Annotated in this window: 16 protein-coding genes; 7 read left to right on the top strand and 9 right to left on the bottom strand. The window is 61.8% G+C overall.

Annotation, left to right across the window (positions count from 1 at the left end; genetic code table 11):
- Window position 1: 1 nt before the first annotated feature.
- The 6 genes from plsY to ruvX form a co-directional block, all read right to left on the bottom strand.
- On the bottom strand, window positions 2-649 hold the full coding sequence (gene plsY, locus AACH73_RS16345) for a glycerol-3-phosphate 1-O-acyltransferase PlsY (protein WP_338735890.1): 648 nt from the start codon (window positions 647-649) through the stop codon (window positions 2-4).
- Window positions 650-788: 139 nt separating this feature from the next.
- Window positions 789-2,084: a dihydroorotase gene (gene pyrC / locus AACH73_RS16340; RefSeq protein ID WP_338735889.1), complete on the bottom strand. Its 1,296-nt coding sequence runs from the start codon at window positions 2,082-2,084 to the stop codon at window positions 789-791.
- Entirely contained in the window at window positions 2,081-3,076 is a 996-nt protein-coding gene (locus tag AACH73_RS16335; protein WP_226745240.1) for an aspartate carbamoyltransferase catalytic subunit, read from the bottom strand. The genes pyrC and AACH73_RS16335 overlap by 4 nt, the downstream gene beginning before the upstream one ends.
- A 91-nt stretch (window positions 3,077-3,167) precedes the next feature.
- Window positions 3,168-4,214: an NAD(P)-dependent alcohol dehydrogenase gene (locus AACH73_RS16330; protein ID WP_338735888.1), complete on the bottom strand. Its 1,047-nt coding sequence runs from the start codon at window positions 4,212-4,214 to the stop codon at window positions 3,168-3,170.
- 136 nt (window positions 4,215-4,350) lie between these two features.
- Window positions 4,351-5,295 (bottom strand): AEC family transporter, encoded by a 945-nt coding sequence (locus AACH73_RS16325; protein WP_338735887.1) that lies wholly within the window; start codon window positions 5,293-5,295, stop codon window positions 4,351-4,353.
- The gene (gene ruvX, locus AACH73_RS16320) at window positions 5,292-5,795 is read right to left on the bottom strand and encodes a Holliday junction resolvase RuvX (RefSeq protein WP_126424139.1); all 504 of its coding nucleotides are present in this window, start codon (window positions 5,793-5,795) and stop codon (window positions 5,292-5,294) included. Before ruvX ends, AACH73_RS16325 begins: the two co-directional genes overlap by 4 nt.
- A 202-nt stretch (window positions 5,796-5,997) precedes the next feature.
- Here ruvX and AACH73_RS16315 point away from each other — a divergent pair, with 202 nt between their 5' ends.
- The 4 genes from AACH73_RS16315 (at window position 5,998) to gatA (ending at window position 8,914) form a co-directional block, all read left to right on the top strand.
- Window positions 5,998-6,354, top strand: coding sequence for a UrcA family protein (locus AACH73_RS16315; protein WP_338735886.1), 357 nt, complete (start codon window positions 5,998-6,000; stop codon window positions 6,352-6,354).
- 244 nt (window positions 6,355-6,598) lie between these two features.
- Entirely contained in the window at window positions 6,599-6,979 is a 381-nt protein-coding gene (locus AACH73_RS16310) for a UrcA family protein (protein ID WP_338735885.1), read from the top strand.
- A gap of 160 nt (window positions 6,980-7,139) precedes the next feature.
- Window positions 7,140-7,427, top strand: a complete 288-nt coding sequence (gene gatC, locus AACH73_RS16305) for an Asp-tRNA(Asn)/Glu-tRNA(Gln) amidotransferase subunit GatC (RefSeq protein WP_272741859.1) — start codon at window positions 7,140-7,142, stop codon at window positions 7,425-7,427.
- A gap of 2 nt (window positions 7,428-7,429) precedes the next feature.
- Window positions 7,430-8,914: an Asp-tRNA(Asn)/Glu-tRNA(Gln) amidotransferase subunit GatA gene (gene gatA, locus AACH73_RS16300; protein ID WP_272741860.1), complete on the top strand. Its 1,485-nt coding sequence runs from the start codon at window positions 7,430-7,432 to the stop codon at window positions 8,912-8,914.
- 51 nt (window positions 8,915-8,965) lie between these two features.
- Here the strand turns inward: gatA and AACH73_RS16295 are convergent, their stop codons facing one another.
- Window positions 8,966-10,444 (bottom strand): S41 family peptidase, encoded by a 1,479-nt coding sequence (locus AACH73_RS16295; RefSeq protein WP_338735884.1) that lies wholly within the window; start codon window positions 10,442-10,444, stop codon window positions 8,966-8,968.
- 184 nt (window positions 10,445-10,628) lie between these two features.
- Window positions 10,629-11,387 (bottom strand): AraC family transcriptional regulator, encoded by a 759-nt coding sequence (locus tag AACH73_RS16290; RefSeq protein WP_338735883.1) that lies wholly within the window; start codon window positions 11,385-11,387, stop codon window positions 10,629-10,631.
- A 142-nt stretch (window positions 11,388-11,529) separates the two neighbouring features.
- Between AACH73_RS16290 and AACH73_RS16285 the strand changes: the two genes are divergently transcribed.
- On the top strand, window positions 11,530-11,853 hold the full coding sequence (locus tag AACH73_RS16285) for a hypothetical protein (RefSeq protein ID WP_338735882.1): 324 nt from the start codon (window positions 11,530-11,532) through the stop codon (window positions 11,851-11,853).
- 51 nt (window positions 11,854-11,904) lie between these two features.
- Here the strand turns inward: AACH73_RS16285 and AACH73_RS16280 are convergent, their stop codons facing one another.
- Window positions 11,905-14,820 carry a TonB-dependent receptor gene (locus AACH73_RS16280; RefSeq protein ID WP_338735881.1) on the bottom strand — a complete coding sequence of 972 codons (2,916 nt, stop codon included), beginning with the start codon at window positions 14,818-14,820 and terminating at the stop codon, window positions 11,905-11,907.
- A gap of 353 nt (window positions 14,821-15,173) precedes the next feature.
- Between AACH73_RS16280 and AACH73_RS16275 the strand changes: the two genes are divergently transcribed.
- The gene (locus tag AACH73_RS16275) at window positions 15,174-17,162 is read left to right on the top strand and encodes an oligopeptide transporter, OPT family (protein WP_272741865.1); all 1,989 of its coding nucleotides are present in this window, start codon (window positions 15,174-15,176) and stop codon (window positions 17,160-17,162) included.
- Between the two features lie 43 nt (window positions 17,163-17,205).
- The gene (locus AACH73_RS16270) at window positions 17,206-17,793 is read left to right on the top strand and encodes a helix-turn-helix domain-containing protein (RefSeq protein WP_338735880.1); all 588 of its coding nucleotides are present in this window, start codon (window positions 17,206-17,208) and stop codon (window positions 17,791-17,793) included.
- Window positions 17,794-17,928 lie beyond the last annotated feature (135 nt).

Below are 17,928 nucleotides of genomic sequence, written 5' to 3'. Positions count from 1 at the left end.
ATCAGGCGTCCGCGGCGGGTTCGGCGTCTTTCTTCTTGCCGATCTTCGGTTCCTCGCCCTTGAGCAGACGGCGGATATTGTCGCGGTGGCGCAAATAGATCAGCACCGCCATGAACAGGGCCATGACGACGAAGGCGTGCGGCTGATCGGTCAGGAGGCCCAGCGGGGCGATCAGGGCCGCGGCCACCAGCGCGCTCAAGGACGAAATACGGAAGATAAAGGCGGTCAGAAGCCACGTCCCGGCGGCCAGCAGCCCCATCGGCCAGGCGGCGGCAAACAGGGTGCCGAGGAAGGTCGCCACGCCCTTACCGCCCTTGAACTTCAGCCAGACGGGGAAGAGGTGGCCTAAAAACGCCGCCCCTCCGGCCAGCGCCATGCCGGTCTGACGGGTCGCCTGATCGACGCTGAGCAGCAGGACGAAGGCCAGACCGACCGCCATCGCGCCCTTGCCCGTATCGCCCAGAAAGGTGATCAGGGCCAGATCCTTACGGCCCGTTCTTAAGACATTGGTCGCGCCGATATTGCCCGAACCGATGCTGCGGATGTCGATACCGGCCAGCTTCGTCGTGACGACGCCGAAGGGGATCGACCCAAAGAGGTAGCCGCCGATCACGGCAAGGGCAAATATGGTCCAGTCGGGCAGAGGCATTACAGCGCTTTCACTCATACCAACGGCCGAAGATGCTGCCGCATCCGGCCGTTGAAGACTCGAGAATGTCTCCTATGTGTAAGCGACATGAGCCATTCTCGAAAGGCATACTAGGTGTCATTTTCAATGACCCTTGGTATCAGGCCTGATAGACGATTCGACCGTCCACCAGGGTCAACTCTACCTTGCCCTGTAATGTGCGGTTTTCAAAGGGGGAGTTCTTCGATTTCGACAGGATGTCGCTTTCGCGCAGGGCGAAGGGCGCGTCGATATCGACCAAAATCAGATCGGCGGGCGCACCGGGCGTTAGCCGCCCGGCCTCCAGACCGATCAGTTGCGCCGGATTGATCGTCACGGTGCGCAGCAGGTCGATCAGCGGAATCTCCCGATCATGGTGCAGGCCGATCAGCGCCGCCAGCAGGGTTTGCAGGCCAATCGCGCCCGGTTCGGCCTCGGAGAAGGGGCGGCGCTTGTCTTCGGCGGGCAGGGGCGTGTGGTTCGACACCACCACGTCGATCAGGCCGTCGGCCAGCGCGTCCACCAGAGCGAGACGATCGTCTTCGGAACGCAGCGGCGGGTCGAGGCGGTAGAAGGTGCGGTAATCGCCGATGTCGATTTCGTTGAACACCAGATGGTTGATCGAGGCCGAGGCATAGACATCGAGCCCCTTCGCCTTGGCCTGTGCGATGGCCTTGATGGCCCCGGCGGTGGTGATCTGATCGACCAGCAGGCGCGCCCCGGTCAGCTCGACCAGAGCCAGATCGCGCTCCAGCGCGATGCGCTCCGCCAGTGCGGACACACCCGACAGCCCCATGCGTGCCGCCATTTCACCAGAGGTGGCGACCGCCCCTTCCGATAGCCACGGCTCCTTGGGGCGGTGGGCGATCAGGGCGTTGAAGCCGTTGGCGTAAGAGAGGACGCGGGCCAGCACCTTGGAATTGATGATTGGACGTTCGACATCGGTGAAATAGACGGCCCCGGATTCACTCATCAGGCCGATTTCGGCCATCTGCTTGCCATTATGACCCTTGGTGGCGGCTCCGGCGGGATAGACGTGGACAAGTTCGATATCGCGGGCGCGGCGCAGGATGAAATCGACCATGGCCGGCTCGTCGATCACCGGGTCGGTGTCGGGCTGCACCACCATCGAGGTCACGCCCCCGGCGGCGGCGGCGCGGCTGGCGGATTTCAGCGTTTCCTTGGGCTCGGCCCCCGGTTCGCCGGTCTTGACGCGCAGGTCGATCAGGCCGGGGCAGACCACCTTGCCGTCGCAGTCGATAACCCTCATGTCGGCGGAGCCCGACGGCAGATGCGCCGTGTGCAGCACCTCGGCAATAACGCCTTCGGTGAGGATCAGGCTGCCGGGGCCGTCATAGTCGCTGGCCGGGTCGATCAGGCGGGCGTTCACAAGGGCTATGGCTTGGGATTGTTTCATCGGTCGGTCTCCAGACGCGCGGCCAGCGAGGCCAGAACGGCCATGCGCGCGGCGACGCCCATCTCCACCTGATCCTGAATGAGCGAGATCGACAGATCATCGGCCACTTCGGAGTCGATTTCGACGCCGCGGTTCATCGGGCCGGGGTGCATGACGCGCACGTCCGGCGCGGCGACGGCCAGCTTTTCGCGGTCCAGACCGAAATAGCGGAAATATTCGCGGGTCGAGGGGATGAAGGCCCCGTCCATGCGCTCAAGCTGAAGGCGCAGCATCATCACCACATTGGCCCCGGTAATCCCGGCCTTCATGTCGTGATAGACCTCCACGCCCCATTCGTCGGCGTCGCCGGGAATGAGCGTCGGCGGCCCGACGAGGCGCACATTGGCCCCCATGGCGTTGAGCAGGATGACGTTGGAGCGCGCCACGCGGCTATGGGCGACATCGCCGCAAATGGCGACCGTCAGGCTATCGACATGGCCAAACGCGCGGCGGATCGACAGCATGTCGAGCAGGGCCTGAGTGGGGTGCTGATGCTGACCGTCGCCGGCATTGACGACGCTGCACCCGACCTTTTGCCCCAGAAGCTGCGCCGCGCCTGATGCCGAATGGCGCACGACCAGCAGATCGGGCTTCATGGCATTGAGCGTCACCGCCGTGTCGATCAGGGTCTCGCCCTTGGCCACGCTGGAGGTGCGCGGGTTCATATTGACCGTATCGGCCCCCAGACGCTTGCCCGCCAGCTCAAACGACGACATGGTGCGCGTCGAGTTCTCAAAGAACAGATTGACCTGCGTGCGCCCCTTGAGCAGGTCGAGCTTTTTATTGGTCCGCCGGTTCAGTTCGACGAACACGTCGGCCAGATCGAGCAGGGCCAGAATGTCAGGCGGATCAAGGTCCTGAGCGGCGTTGAAATGCCGTTTGGGGAAGGGAAAAAGGCGCGACTGGATCATCTCCAGCAACACCTGCGGATCTTGGGGGGCAATGCGCGTCATAAAGGGCGGCTATACCCCACGACTCAAGGGGAGGGAAGGGGCAATCGCCGCCGCTCGACCGCAGTCAGGCAGCGGCGATGCGCAAAGACCCTTACGCCTTGTTCAGCGACGCGATGTCGATGACAAAGCGGTAGCGCACGTCGGACTTGATGACGCGCTCATAGGCGTCGTTAATGTCCTGAATGTCGATCAGCTCGATATCCGAAACGATATTGTGCTCGCCGCAGAAGTCGAGCATCTCCTGCGTTTCCTTGATCGAGCCGATCATCGACCCGGCCAGGGTCTTGCGGCCGGGGATCAGCGAGAAGGCGTGCACCGGGATGGGGTTGTCCGGCACGCCGACCAGCACCATGGTGCCATCGACCTTGAGCAGGCCCAGATAGGCGTTCCAGTCGATGGGCGCCGACACCGTATTGATAATCAGATCAAAGGTGCCCGCCAGAGTCTTGAAGGTTTCCGCGTCATTGGTGGGGTAGTAGTGATCGGCCCCCAGACGCAGGGCGTCGTCCTTCTTGGCCAGAGACTGGCTGAGCACCGTGACCTCGGCCCCCAGCGCGTGGGCCAGCTTGACGCCCATATGGCCAAGCCCGCCCAGACCGATAATGGCGACCTTTTTGCCCGGCCCGGCGTTCCAGTGCTTCAGCGGCGACCACAGGGTGATCCCGGCGCACAGAAGCGGCGCGGCGGCGTCCTTGGGCAGGTGGTCCGGCACGCGCAGCACATAGCCTTCCTTGACCACGATATGGTCGGAATAGCCGCCATAGGTCGGCTGACCATCGGCGTCGCGGTCATTATAGGTCTGCACGAGGCCCGGCATATATTGCTCTCGGTCTTCATCGCGCGTCTGACACAGGCGGCAGGAATCGACGAAGCAGCCGACGCCGACCGTGTCGCCTTCCTTGAATTTGGTCACCTTTGCGCCGACCTGACGCACGCGACCGACGATTTCGTGGCCGGGGACCTGCGGATAGATGCCGGGGAACCATTCGTCGCGCACCTGATGGATGTCGGAATGGCAGACGCCCGAATAGAGGATGTCGATGACCACATCGTCTTCATTGGGGGCGCGGCGTTCAAAGGTAAAGGGTTCGAGCGGGGCCTTGGGCGAAGGCGCGGCATAGGCTTTGGCGAGCGTCATGGGAAATCCTTGCAAAATCGGGGGCGTTCGGCCGCAGAAAAGGTGTGGCGTGAGCCGTTACGGCTGAGGCGGGCGAACGGATCGGATATAGGAAGCGCGCCGGGCCCTTGCCAGCCCGAAGCTGTGCGTAAATCTCTTACGTCAGCAGATGATACAGCCACAGGAGCAGGGGCAGGCTGATCAGGCTGAGCGAGGTGGTGAGCGCCACGATCCCGGCCATCAGGGGCGCGTCCCCGCCCATATGACGCGCCTGTACATAGGCGACGGCGGCACACGGCGCGGCCCCGCAGCACAGGGCCACGCCCTGCGCCAAAGCATCGCCGCCGAACAGCCGGCACAGGCCCCAGCTGATCAGGGGCACGATCAGGACCTTAAACGCCGAGGTGGCGACGACCAGAACGGGCTGGCTGCGGATATAGGCGAAGTTCAGCCCGGCACCGGCCAGAATAAGACCGGTGGGAATGGCCGCATCGCCCAGCATCTTCAGGTCTTTTTCAATAAACGGCACGGACGGCGCGCGCACCATGTTGAGCGCCAGCCCGATCAGGCACGACAGGAAGATCGGGTTGGTGAACAGGCGCGCCATGACGCCGCGAAGGCTGCGGTCCACCGTGTCCTCGCCTTCGGGCTGCCCCCAGCGGGCCAGCACCAGTATCGAGGCCATATTGCTCAAGGGGATGAGCGCGCTCATGGCCACGGCGGCCAGGCCCATGGCCTGCGCCCCGAAGATCGAGGTGGCAATGGGCAAAAAGACGAAGGAGTTGAAGCGGATCAGGCCCTGAAAGACGCTGGTATAGGTGGGGCCGGACAGACGCAGCACCGGTTTCAGGGCAAAGGCGATCAGGATGGACAGGGCCAGAGACGTACTGACGGCCAGACTGATCGGGCCGGCGCTGAGGCCCGACAGGTCGGCGTGCCAGATGGCCGGGATCAGAAAGCCCGGATAGAAGACATAGACGGCGATGCGCTCGATCGGCCCCCAGACCGACGGCGGCAGAAAGCCCGATACCTTCAGCCCGAAGCCCAGCGCGATCAGCAGAAACACCGGCAGTATGCCGTTGATGAAAATTGCCAGACTCATGTGGCGCTTCTTATACGGTCGAGCGCGCCCTGAAGAATATAGGCGGCGGCGGAACGGTCGATGACCTCGGCGCGTTTGGCGCGCGTCAGATCGGCCTCTTCGATCAGAAAGCGGTTCATCACCGACGACGACCAGCGCTCGTCCCAGAAGGCGATGGGCAGGTCGGGGTCCAGACCCGCAGCGGCGAACTTTTCAGCGGGCAAGCGCAACAGGTTACGGGCAAAGGCGCGCACCGACTGACAGCGCGGGCCTTCTGTGCCGTCCATATTGACCGGCAGGCCGATGACGAGGCCCGACGCTTCGCGTTGCTTCATCAGCAGCAGCAGCCGTTCGGCCTCCTGCGTGAACTTGCTCTTTTTGATCAGCTCCAGCGGCGAACCGATGCTTAAGGAGATGTCGCTGACGGCGACGCCGATGGTCTTTTCCCCCAGATCGAGCCCGATCAGGGCGCGGCGCGGCGGCAGGGCGGCTTTCAGTTCGGTGATGTCGAGTATGGCCATGCGACGCGGTGTGGCGCGCGGGCGTAAGCGAGTCAATCGCAAATGCAGCGGCGTAGCGCCGAATGTGGCGCGATTATGAATTACGGCCATGTAATTAATGAATTGAATGTAATCTATTGCGCATATTTAATAATAAAATTCTGGATTTTTACTTCCTATTGCGGGATTTGGTTGTCTATCCAAAGCAACGGGAGATAACAAAATGCCGAAAAACATACTGATGTTTGTCGCGGGTGTCATGCTGCTGACGGCGGGTTCAGCCATGGCGGCGGAGGACGTGCCGCAAACCACCGTCCGCTTTGCCGTTGCTGACCTGAATGATCCGGCGCAGGCGAAACAGGTGCTGAGACAGATCCGCACGGCCGCCAAAGAGGTCTGCGCCGAGGGGCTCAGCTCGCCCAATGGCTGGGTCATTACCGATCGTCAGTGCGAGCGTATCGCGCTTAATGAGGCGGTTCAAAAGGTCGGGCATCCGGGGCTTATGGCCGCGGCGACGTCGGACAGGACGCACTGGCGCGACGATTCGCGAAGATCAGCACCGCAAATGACTCAAAAGTAATTTTCTGTACAAAATGTAATAATTGAAGCGCGCACCGGTCCCCAAGAGCTGGTGCGTTTTCATTTCAAAATAAACTATTCAACAATCTGTCACAAAATAAACTAACAAAAGTTCATGAACTGAAATTAATAGATGGCGAAGATTTAATAATAAAAGCATGGATTTCAAAATTATCAAAGTGTATTTGAATTTTACAAGTTCACTGCGTTCCGATGCATCCCCATTCTCTAAGGAAACCCACATCATGTTCACCAAGATCATCCTCCCCGCCCTTTCGGTTATCGTCCTGTTCGGCGCTGCCGGTACGGTTCAGGCTCAAAACCTTATGGGCCGCGAAGCCACGCACAAGGTGGTGCAGATCAACGATGCCGACCTTCAGTCGGCCAGCGGGCTTAAGACGATTTATGCCCAACTTGAAAAAACGGCCCGCAAGGCCTGCGACTCTGGCGTGTTCAATGATCGCGATATCGAAGAGAGTGATCGCGCCTGTGCCCGCGAAGCCCTCAACAACGCCGTGGCCGATCTGAACCAGCCCGCCCTGTCGCAACTGCACGCGGAAAAGACGGGCCAGGCGCCTTCGGTCTATGCCGATCGTCGTGACGGGCAGACGCTGGCCAGCAAGTAATCGCTGAAACTATACTTATAGTCAGGTTGACAAGACGGTGCGGACGCATTCAGCGGCGCACCGTTTTTTTCATGCCCTTTTCCGGATCGTTTTCGCATCCGGCCTTGCCATTTGGGCGCGCCCTCGCTAACCGGGACTCCATAGATATAGGAGTCTCCGCATGGCCATTGATGTGGCAACTGTGCGCAAGGTGGCGAGCCTGTCGCGCCTGCGTGAAAGCGATGAACGTCTGGAAAGCCTGGCCGGTCAGCTGAACGGCATTCTGGGCTGGATCGAGCAGCTCAATGAGGTCGATGTCAGCGGCGTGCAGCCCATGACCTCCTGCGTGGAAATGACCCAGCCCCTGCGCGACGACGTCGTGACCGATGGCGGCAAGGTGGCCGATGTCGTGTCGAACGCCCCCAAAAGCCTCGACGGCTTCTTTATCGTGCCGAAGGTGGTGGAATAGTTATGAGTGATCTCACTAAACTGACACTCAAAGGCGCGCTCGACGGCCTGAAGGCGAAGCAATTCTCCTCGACCGAACTGACCGAGGCCTTTATCGGCGCCATCGAAAAGGCCAATCCCGCGCTGAACGCCTATGTGCTGACCACCTTTGACAAGGCGCGTGAGATGGCCGGTGAGTCCGATCGTCGCCTGAAGGCCGGTGAGGCCCGCGCACTCGAAGGCGCGCCGCTGGGCATCAAGGACCTGTTCTGCACCAAGGGGGTACGCACCACGGCCTGTTCGGGTATCCTCGACACCTTCGTGCCGCCCTATGAATCGACCGTCACCCAGAACCTGTGGGACGATGGCGCGGTCATGCTGGGCAAGCTGAACATGGACGAATTCGCCATGGGCTCGTCCAACGAAACCTCGCACTGGGGCCCGGTGACCAATCCGTGGAAGTCGAACGCCTCCAACGCCCCCCTGACCCCCGGCGGCTCGTCCGGTGGGTCGGCTTCGGCGGTAGCCGCGGACCTGTGCCTAGCCGCCACGGCCTCGGACACCGGCGGTTCGATCCGTCAGCCGGCCGCCTTCACCGGCACGGTCGGGATCAAGCCGACCTATGGCCGCGCCTCGCGCTACGGCATGGTGGCCTTTGCCTCGTCGCTCGATCAGGCCGGTCCGATCACCAAGACGGTCGAAGACGCGGCGATCATGCTGCAATCCATGTGCTCGCACGACGCCAAAGACTCCACCAGCCTGCCCAACGCCCTGCCGGATTTTTCGAGCTTTGTCGGTAAGTCGATCAAGGGCCTGCGCGTCGGCATCCCTGATGAATACCGCCTCGACGGCATTCCGGGCGAGATCGACGCCCTGTGGGAGCAGGGCATTCAGTGGCTGAAGGACGCCGGCGCGGAGATCGTGCGCATCTCGCTGCCCAACACCAAATACGCCCTGCCGTGCTACTATATTGTGGCCCCGGCGGAAGCCTCGTCCAATCTCGCCCGCTATGACGGGATGCGCTTTGGCCACCGCACCGAGGCGGCCAGCAGCCTGACCGATACCTATGAGCTGTCGCGCTCCGAAGGCTTCGGGGCCGAGGTGAAGCGCCGCATCATGATCGGCACCTATGTGCTGTCGGCGGGCTTCTATGACGCCTATTACGTCAAGGCTTTGAAGGTGCGTCGCCGTATCGCCGAAGACTTCGTCAATGCCTGGAATAGCTGTGATGTGATCCTGACCCCGGCCACGCCGTCCGCCGCCTTCCAGTTGGGCGACACCGAAAAGGCGGCCGATCCGGTGCAGATGTATCTCAACGACGTCTTTACCGTGACCACCAACCTGGCGGGCTTGCCCGGCATGGCGGTTCCGGCGGGGCTCGACTCGAAGGGCCTGCCGCTGGGCCTTCAGGTGATCGGCAAGGCGCTGGACGAAGGCACGACCTTGGCCGTCGGTGCGGTGCTGGAAAAGGCCGCGGGCTTTACGCATAAGCCGTCTCAGTGGTGGTAATCTTCTGACTGTAAATATAAAAAGAGCCCCCGGTCCGCTACCGGGGGCTTTTTATCGGGAGGGGGTATTATCCGTGGCCAACAAGCCCAGTAAACGCACGGCGCGCTGACGGCTGTCCTCGCCCTGCGTGGGCAGGGCCGGAATATCCGGGACTATGCCGCTGACCTCATTACGGCCATCCCTGCGCAGGCGCACGCAGTTGGGCATACGCAGGCTCATCCGCGAGTGTGTAAGCATAGGTGGGACGGCATCGACCATGAAGCCGCAACCATCGCCGCCGGTGGTCACACCGACAGTCTTGCCAATAGCATTGTCCTGCATGACGGCGGCGAACATTTCGGCGGAAGAATAGGTCTGGCCGTCGGTAAGGACATAGACGGGACCGACCCAGGCGGCCCACAAAGCCTCCTGTGCCGAAGGCAGGGACAATTGCCCGGACACCTCCGTATTGCCCGCGAAAGCGCCGCGCGGCAGGCCGGGTGCGTAGCCGCCGGCAAAGCCTGCGGGAACCAGCCGTTTGCACTGGGCGCCCGCCCACGACCGCTGTTCGTGCCACACCCAGGACAGATCGCAGGGCGTCGCGGTTTGCGCCTTGCCCGCCACAAAATCGTCGCGGGCAGCGGTGAGCGCGTTTTCGGCCTCGGTGCCGGGATGGCTGTCGATCAGTGCGTTGAGGTCGGATATCTGCTCGTCAAAATAGCGCGCCCCTGTTGCGGAGGCCACCATCAGCAGAGGGGCCGAACGCACGGCCCGGTCGGTCAGAAACCGCGGGAAGAGATCGCCGCTGTCATCGCCTCCGGAATTGTTGCCGACATCAATCAGCAGGCGGGTGGCTCCGGCCTGACCCAGGTCGGTGATCGTGTCGCGGAAGGCCGAAAGCCACACGGCGTAGGCGGCTTCGCGCACCGAGCGGCTGGTCAGGGGCTGATGCGTGGCCACCAGCCTTTCCCACCCCAGCCGACAGGTGGCCGGCAAGGCGCGCATGGTAAAATGCGGAATGCGGATGAGGCCGATCCGCACACCGTTTACGGTATAGACGCCTGAGCGATACACGCTGTTCAGGCCGTCGGAACGCATCTGAAAGCCGGGCAGACTTTCCACAGGCAGGGAAAAGCTGAGCGGGCTGCTGCCCGGATTAAACCCCAGAGCGGCACAGCTCCCAGCCGCATCCGTAGCTTCAAAGTCGGGGCGGGGGACTTCGGCGGCCTTTTGCGCGAGAGGTGCCGCCGCCGGGCGCACCAGTTTCAGGTGACCGTCGTGAAAGCCGGCCACAAACGCTTCGAGCGCGTTCTGGGCCTCGGCGTCTGTGCGGGCGGCGCTCAGGGCAGCCCGTGTGCGCTGATCAAGGCGCGGCAGGTCAATGCCGCTTTCCGGTGACGCTGCCCACGCCAGATTGGCATAGTCCTGTTGCATCAGACGTTTGAGCTGGGCGTAATCGGCGCGCCAGGCAGCCCGGTCGTAGGCCGAAACGGGCGACGCCGTCATTATCACCGCCAGCAGGGCAAGTGTTGCCGCAAAGGTTTTCTTCATAAGGTGTCCCCAGCCGCGTAATCCGATAAGGCAGCGCCACTTTTCCGTAGAATTGCGCGATAAAAACGAAGACTCAAAGCCAAATGACGATGCCGCTTAAAGGAGGGCGCCACCGGTCGTCTTCGCATCCTGAGCGATGGGTATGTCTCTGTATTGAATGTTCGGGGTGATTATTGAACCCTGATCAGGATTTTTCGCGCCTGTAGGCCGCCGGCGTTAGTCCCAGTTGCGCCTTGAACGTCCGATTGAAATGCGGCTGATCGCTGAAGCCGCAGGTCAGGGAGATCTCGCTGAGCGGCAGGCGGCTCTCAACCAGCATCTGCGCCGCCTTTTCGATGCGGCAGTGGCGGTGGTATTCCCCCAGGCTGCACCCCAGATAGGTCCGAAACGCGCCGGAGAGCTTGTCAGGGTCGCAGTCAATAGCCGAAGCGACCTCAGTCAGTCTGGGCACAGAACCCTCACTTTCGGCCAGATAGGCCAGCGCCCGGCGCAGATAGCCGGGCCATACCCCGCCTGACCCGCTATGCCCGCGCGCAAAGACACCTGTCAGTTCGTAGGACAGACCTTCGATAAACAGGGACGAAAACGGATCGTCGCGGCGCAATTCCCTGTGGAGCCGCCGGGCAATGTCCATCACCTCGGACGTTCGCAGGACGGGGGCCTTTCGCAGCGGTGTCAGCGCGTCGAAACGCTCCACGCCGTTACAGGTCGGCAGCAGGACGAGCTTATAAAGACCCTTCGGGCCAAAACGTTGCGCGTGGGGCTCTCCCGGCGGGCAGACCAGCAAAGAGCCGGGAAAAAACGTATCCTGACGCCCCCGGATCGTCTCTTCGTACTGTCCGGCCATGATAAGAGAAAAGCTGAAATCGTCATGCGCGTGCATCCCCATCTCTTCATTTGGGCCATAGCTGTGGATGCGATATGACGAAAAGAGCGGTGTCATGGAGAGAGTATAGGCCGGGCCGGAGACGCGTCCAGCGGATTCACGCCCCTTTTGCCCGGTTTCCGTTCGTCTTTCAGGCGCAAGGGATTGGAACCGTGTCGGATCGGGCTATGATAGGGCTCAATCCGAAACAGAGGTGCATATGCTGGTGACGGTTCAGGACATGATCGGGTGGGGACTTCTGGTGCTGCCGCTGATTGTGATCGCCTGGGCGGTGATCTGGCTGGCCGAACAGACGTCCGAGCGTAACCGTCACGAGCGCTATGTGCGGTTTCAGGCGGTGCTGCGGCATCTGGCGCGCGATGACACCTCGTGGGCCGAGAAGATGGCCGCCGCCTATGAGTTGCGACATTATAAAGAGTATCGTCACATCATTGGCCGCATCTTCGACGACGGCAAGGTGCGTGAAGAGGGGCAGGCGGCGGCCCTAGAAACCGAGCTTAAGGACGTCTCCAAAAGCGGCTGAAGATAAACCAGAAAACCCGCGCCAGTGCTGACGCGGGTCGTTTTTTTGGCTTTAGAACTTGTACTGGAGACCCAGATTCCACTGCGCGCCGAGGTGGTTATACACAAAGGTCGAGTTGCGCGTGGAGTCGATATACTGGCGGTTAAATTCGTCCAGGATATTGAGCCCTTCCAGCGTCACCCGCAGCTTGGGTGTGATCTGGTAGGAGGCCGAAAGGTCGAAAACCTGAAGATCGTCAACCCCTTCAAGGTCTTGCAACGGGTTATTGGCGGGCAGGGCGATGATGTATTTCGAGCGATACGAGGTGGACAGACGCAGGCTGATCGTCTCGTCTTCGTAGTACAGCGTGCCGTTGTACGCATTTTTCGACAGACCGATCAGGCTCTTGGTCGTGGTGCCGCCGCCCGCCAGATTGTACGTAATTTCGGAATCCACATAGGTGTAGTTGAACAGGGCGCCGGTGTGGCTCAGCCAGCCCGGAAGGAAGCTGAAGCCCTGCTGATAATTGACTTCGAAGCCCTTGAGCGGTCCGCCCGGCGTGTTGACCGGCTGGGTGATGGTGATGGGCGTTGCGTCCGGGTCCACCCCTGAGCTGCCCAGCAGAGACAGGGGCAGGCCCGTTTCGCGGAAGGACGACTGGCGCGAGGCGTTCTGCACATAGGACTTGATGTCCTTGTAGAAGGCCCCGACCGACAGCAGCGAAGCGCGACCAAAGTACCATTCGGCCGACAGGTCGTAAGTGTCGGCCCGGATGGGCTCAAGGAAGGGATTGCCGGACGACAGCGACGGGGTACCGGTCAGGGACAGGTTGCCGCCGGGGGTCAGGAATCCCAGATCCGGACGCGACACGACCCGGGCGGCCGACCCCCTCAGGAAGACGTCCGGCGTGACCTCCAGAGTGGCGTTAAACGAAGGCAGGAAGTCGCTGTATTCGTGCTGAACGAAGACCGGGTTGGTCTGACCCACGATAATCCCGCGCGCGGTAAGCTGGGTTTTGGCAAAGCGGAAGCCTGCCTCTGTACGCAGGGTCATTCCGGCGACCTGCGTCGTCAGATCGGTCTGCACATAGCCGGACGTGATCTTTTCTTCCACGCCGCGGGTATTGCCGGCGTTAGGGATCAGGGCATAAATCCCTGAATTGCTGTAGATATTCTGAGACGCCACGAACTTGTCGTAGTCGATCGTGGCCCAGGCCTTCGGGAACACGCCGTCATCAAGGCCATTGCCGGGGAAGCTGACGGAGCGGGTCACGTCGCGCAACTGAGCGGAGGTCAGGTTGGGGACAAGGAAGGTGTTGGCGCGTTGCCAGGCGGCGATGTCGAAGCTGAACGTGTTAAAGTGCAGGCCGGTTTTGACCGTCAGCATATCGATCGGGCGATATTCCAGATTGAGTTCGGCGGTTTCATAACGGTTATTCACGCGCGACGGATTCAGGCGAATTTCCGCATTGGCCGTGCTCGCTGTGCCGTCCGGTGCGCCGAACGTATAGTTGTCGGGGTTCGTGACGTCGAAATTGTGCGTGATGATCGGCTGATCGCGATTGCGTCTGAAATCGACCGTCATACCTGCGTTCTGACGCTGGAACATCAGGGTGGTCTGGGCCTTCTGGTTGAAATCGGACTCTGAGATACCAATCAGCCCGCTGACGCTCAGAGTATCGCTGAAATCGTGGCTGCCCGACAGGGTGTACTGGGTAAAGGTGTTTTCAAACGCGTCATATTGCGTGTCCGAACGCACATCCACGCCGTCAAAACGGGCATAGGCCACATCCGATACGGCCTTTCCGAAATTGGCTCCGGCGGTCTGGCTGGTCCCGGCGGGGAAGAGGATCAGTTCGCGCACGGCGGTCTGCGGCTTGCCGTTCTGGCTGATGGCGCGGGCAAACGAGAAGCCTTCCAGCCAGCTTTCCTCACGGGTGACATCGTAATTGGAGTAAAGAGCGTCGAAATTGACAGTGGTTCCGGCTTGCGGCCGCCATTGCAGCGACAGGCTGGCCCCCAGACGCTTCTGATCGTGTTCGAAGCGACCGTAGCGCGGCAGACGCGGGAAGAAGGTGGTGGAGGCGCTGGCCTGCGAATAGAGGGTGTCCCCGGCGGCCGGACGCGGCACGCCGGTGGCGCAGTTGAGCGCATCGGTCCCCTTGGCGGCGTCCGTGGCCGGAACCTGCGGGGTAACGCCGACCGGGCTACAGAAACCGCCGTCCACAGAGCCGGGGTTCCAGCCGCCGGACCCGAACTGGTCCTCGTAATAATGACGCTGGGTGTAGGCGATGGAGGCGAGGGCGCCGAACTGGCCCAGTTCCGTATCCCAGCGGTTGGAGATAACGCCGGATACCTTACGGTCCTTCATCTCTTTCGACAGGCTGTTATAGCCGACCTGACCGTTTATGGCGGCGGTGAAGCCCTTGTAATCGAAGGGGCGCGAGGTGTGCAGATCGACGGTCGCGCCCAGCGAACCTTCGAGCGTTTCGGGCGAGGCGGTCTTGCGCACCGTCAGATTGGAAAAGAGGTCGGAGGAAAAGGTGTTGAAGTCGAAGCCGCGGCCCGTACCGATCCCCCGGTCAGACGTGGTGGCCCCCGAAACGGATTGCGCTTCCATGCCGTTGATGCGCACGCGCGTGAAGGCCGGCGGCAGCCCCCGCACCGTGATCGAGCGTCCTTCGCCCGCGACCCGCGAAATCGAAACGCCCGGCACCCGCTGGAGCGATTCCGCCAGATTGGCGTCGGGGAATTTGGCAATATCTTCGGCGCGAATGACATCCACGACGCCATTGCTTTTCTTCTTGTCCTGAAGGGCCGTCTGAAGGCTGTTGCGGAAGCCGGTGACGACGACGGTCTGGACCTCGTCGCCCGTGGCTGGCGCCGCGTCCTGCGCAAAGGCCGGGGCGGTCATCAGCAGCGAAAGCCCGACCAGAGCAGAGGTGCGCAAAAGTGTCGCCTTCCGCGGCGACGGAATCGTGGAGTGCATCGGTTTCCTCTTTTTCTTAGCACCGGCCTGAGCGGCGGCGCGTTCCTGTTTTGATGTGGGGTTTGAGCCACTTTATGATCTTTGAGCATCGAAAATGCGCAAAGTTGCCGATTTGGCTCGGTAGGGTATCAGATTACGCTTTTTGGGCGCATCGGCAAGACGTAAATATGTGATAAATGAATTATATTGACCATAATTGCGCCTTTGCCCTCCGTTTCGTGCGTGAAAATGATCGCTTTTCGGGTTTGTGAAGCGCAAAAGGGGGCGTGGGCGGTCAGCGGCCGTAAAAAACCGTTGTCAGACGCAATCCGTTGCGCAAGATACAGCTTTTGCGTTCGGCTTCCGGAGTGCCCATGCCGCCCAAACCCCAAACCGAAATCACCCTGCGCGGGGTATTGCTTGGTATCATCATCACGCTCGTCTTTACCGCTGCGCAGGTCTATCTGGGGCTTCAGGTTGGCCTGACCTTCGCCACCTCGATCCCGGCGGCCGTTATTTCGATGGCGCTGTTGAGCGCGTTCAAATCGGCGACGATTCAGGAAAACAATATCGTTCAGACGATCGCGTCGGCGGCGGGGACGCTGGCCTCGGTCATCTTCGTCCTGCCCGGCCTGATCATTATCGGCTGGTGGCGCGATGTGCCCTTCTTCGTCACCTTTGCCGCCTGTGCCATCGGCGGCATACTGGGCGTCATGTACACCATTCCGCTGCGGCGCGCGCTGGTGTCCAATTCGCCATTGCCCTATCCCGAAGGCGTCGCCGCCGCCGAGGTGCTGAAGGTCGGCACCAATACCCGCGAAGGGGCGCAGGAAGGTCAGGCCGGTCTGGTCGCGGTCATGCTGGGCAGCGTGGCGTCGGCGGCCTATTCGGCGCTGGCGGCGGCCAAGGCGCTGGCGGGCGAACTGGCGGCCTTCTTCAAGGTTAAGGTCGGCGGTAAGGTTGCGGCGACAGGGATTGCCGGGGAAAGTTCGCTGGCCCTGATCGGCGCCGGTCACCTGATGGGGATTACGGTCGGCATCGCCATGCTGATCGGTCTGGTGATCGCCTGGGGCATTGCCGTGCCGATCCTGACGTCTATGACGCCCATGCCGGAGGCCAGTGCCGCCGACCATGCCGGGGCCATCTGGTCCACGCAGGTGCGTTATCTGGGGGCCGGGGCTATCGGGGCCGCCGCCATCTGGACGATCGGCAAGCTGCTGGGGCCCGTCTGGTCGGGTCTGATGTCGGCGCTTGAGGCCAATCGCAGGCGGCAGTCGGGTGGGGAAGACCTGCCCCGCGAGGAGCAGGACCTGCCCATCGCTCTGGTCGGTCTGATCTCGGTGCTTCTGCTGGTGCCTGCCGGCTTCCTGATGGCGAGCTTCCTGAACGGGACGGCCATTGCCAGCCTCAGCCTGCCTCTGGTGGCGCTTGGCGTGCTCTACCTCGCTGTTGCGGGTCTTCTGGCGGCGGCGGTGTGCGGCTATATGGCCGGTCTGATCGGTTCGTCCAATTCACCCGTGTCGGGTGTGGGTATCCTCAGCGTGCTGGGGGCGGCCTTGCTGATCGGTGCGGTGGGCCATAGCGTTACCGGCCCGGATGCGGCGCAGGCCCTGACGGCCTTTGCCCTGTTCGCCACCACCTTTGTTCTCGCCGTGGCGGTGGTCGGTAACGACAACCTTCAGGACCTCAAGACCGGGCAACTGGTCGGGGCGACCCCGTGGAAGCAGCAGGTGGCGCTGGTGATCGGCGTCGTCGCCGGAGCCGTGGTCATTCCGCTGGTGCTCAACCTGCTCAACAATGCCTTCGGTTTTGCGGGCGATCCCAACTATCGCGGCATCACTGGCGAACCGCTGGGTGCGCCGCAGGCGACATTGATCTCGACTCTGGCCAAGGGGGCCATTGGCGGCAGCCTGCCGTGGGGTCTGCTGGGGGCCGGGGCGCTGATCGGGGCGGGGCTTGTCGCCTTTGACCTGTTCCTGCGCAAGGTCACAAACGATAAGTACAGCCTGCCGCCCCTGGGGGTTGGACTGGCCATCTACCTGCCGTCGTCGGTGACGGCACCGGTGGTCGTCGGGGCCTTTGGCGGCTGGCTGTTTGAGCGGCTGGTGCGCGGTAAGCCGTGGGCGGAACCCGCCTCGCGTCTGGGCGTGCTGATTGCCTCCGGCTTTATCGTCGGCGAAAGCCTGTTCAAGGTCGTGCTGGCCGGGGTGATTACCTTTACCGGTTCCAAGGCCCCGCTGGCGGTCCTGCCGATCCCCTATGGCGAACACACCGCCATGATTATCGCCCTCATTCTGGCCGTTTCGGGCGTGGCGGGGCTTTATCGCTGGTGCATCGGGGCAGCGAAAAAGGTCCAGGGCTAATATTCACCGATCTGCAACCTGTTCGAAAGCGCTACCTCCGGTGATGACCCCAGGGCCCGAGCTTCTCAACCGCGTGCAAACCGCTTTCCTCAGCCGGGGCTTCCAGAAACTGACCATGGAAGCCCTGGCCGAGGCCTGCGGCTTTACCCGCCGCACGCTGTATAACTACTTTGAAAACAAGGACGCGGCCTTTCGGGCCATGTTCCGTCAGCATAATCTTGAGCTGATGCACCGGGCTTTTGAGGTGGCGCGACGCGAGCAGGCGGCGGGGGCAGAGGTGCTCGACGTGTTTACCGCCCTGATCGATATCCGTTACGGAGATACCTGGCGGCTGATCCAGCCGTCGCCGCATGCCCTCGAAATCAAGGGGACCGTCTTTCGCATCTGTACCGATATCATGATCGAACTGGCGACGGTGTTTCAGAGCGATCTGGCCGCCTTTATCGACACCCTGACGCAGGCGGGGGCGCTGCGCCTCAAGGGCGATTACAGCGCCGCCGAACTGGCGCAGATGCTGGCGGATGCGGCGCGCGGCGTTAACGCGGTCTATCCACTCCTGCCTCTGGAGCATCTGACGGGGCAGTATCGGCGCATTACGCGGGCCATCCTGTATGGTTACCTCGACGCGTGACAGCGTGCGGCTGCTGAAATTGCACAAATAGGTGGAAACTGTGAAATTTAGGTTGTCCCCTTAGCTATTTTGGGCTACGGAGGCGGCGATACGGCGCGGGGATCACTCTGCAACCCTATCTATGATGTGAGCATT

This window comes from Asticcacaulis sp. DW145, assembly GCF_037101385.1.
In the GTDB taxonomy this organism is placed as follows: Bacteria; Pseudomonadota; Alphaproteobacteria; order Caulobacterales; family Caulobacteraceae; genus Asticcacaulis; species Asticcacaulis currens.
Note: the sequence above shows the minus strand (reverse complement) of the source record. Positions and strands in the feature narration are given on the sequence as shown.

Coding starts and splice junctions, on each gene's coding strand:
- AACH73_RS16310 (WP_338735885.1), top strand. CDS start 6,599: ATGTTCACCAAGATCATCCTCCCCGCCCTTTCGGTTATCGTCCTGTTC.
- AACH73_RS16330 (WP_338735888.1), bottom strand. CDS start 4,214: ATGACGCTCGCCAAAGCCTATGCCGCGCCTTCGCCCAAGGCCCCGCTC.
- AACH73_RS16325 (WP_338735887.1), bottom strand. CDS start 5,295: ATGAGTCTGGCAATTTTCATCAACGGCATACTGCCGGTGTTTCTGCTG.
- AACH73_RS16285 (WP_338735882.1), top strand. CDS start 11,530: ATGCTGGTGACGGTTCAGGACATGATCGGGTGGGGACTTCTGGTGCTG.
- AACH73_RS16280 (WP_338735881.1), bottom strand. CDS start 14,820: ATGCACTCCACGATTCCGTCGCCGCGGAAGGCGACACTTTTGCGCACC.
- AACH73_RS16275 (WP_272741865.1), top strand. CDS start 15,174: ATGCCGCCCAAACCCCAAACCGAAATCACCCTGCGCGGGGTATTGCTT.
- gatA (WP_272741860.1), top strand. CDS start 7,430: ATGAGTGATCTCACTAAACTGACACTCAAAGGCGCGCTCGACGGCCTG.
- AACH73_RS16290 (WP_338735883.1), bottom strand. CDS start 11,387: ATGACACCGCTCTTTTCGTCATATCGCATCCACAGCTATGGCCCAAAT.
- pyrC (WP_338735889.1), bottom strand. CDS start 2,084: ATGAAACAATCCCAAGCCATAGCCCTTGTGAACGCCCGCCTGATCGAC.
- AACH73_RS16270 (WP_338735880.1), top strand. CDS start 17,206: ATGACCCCAGGGCCCGAGCTTCTCAACCGCGTGCAAACCGCTTTCCTC.
- AACH73_RS16315 (WP_338735886.1), top strand. CDS start 5,998: ATGCCGAAAAACATACTGATGTTTGTCGCGGGTGTCATGCTGCTGACG.
- gatC (WP_272741859.1), top strand. CDS start 7,140: ATGGCCATTGATGTGGCAACTGTGCGCAAGGTGGCGAGCCTGTCGCGC.
- AACH73_RS16295 (WP_338735884.1), bottom strand. CDS start 10,444: ATGAAGAAAACCTTTGCGGCAACACTTGCCCTGCTGGCGGTGATAATG.
- ruvX (WP_126424139.1), bottom strand. CDS start 5,795: ATGGCCATACTCGACATCACCGAACTGAAAGCCGCCCTGCCGCCGCGC.
- plsY (WP_338735890.1), bottom strand. CDS start 649: ATGCCTCTGCCCGACTGGACCATATTTGCCCTTGCCGTGATCGGCGGC.
- AACH73_RS16335 (WP_226745240.1), bottom strand. CDS start 3,076: ATGACGCGCATTGCCCCCCAAGATCCGCAGGTGTTGCTGGAGATGATC.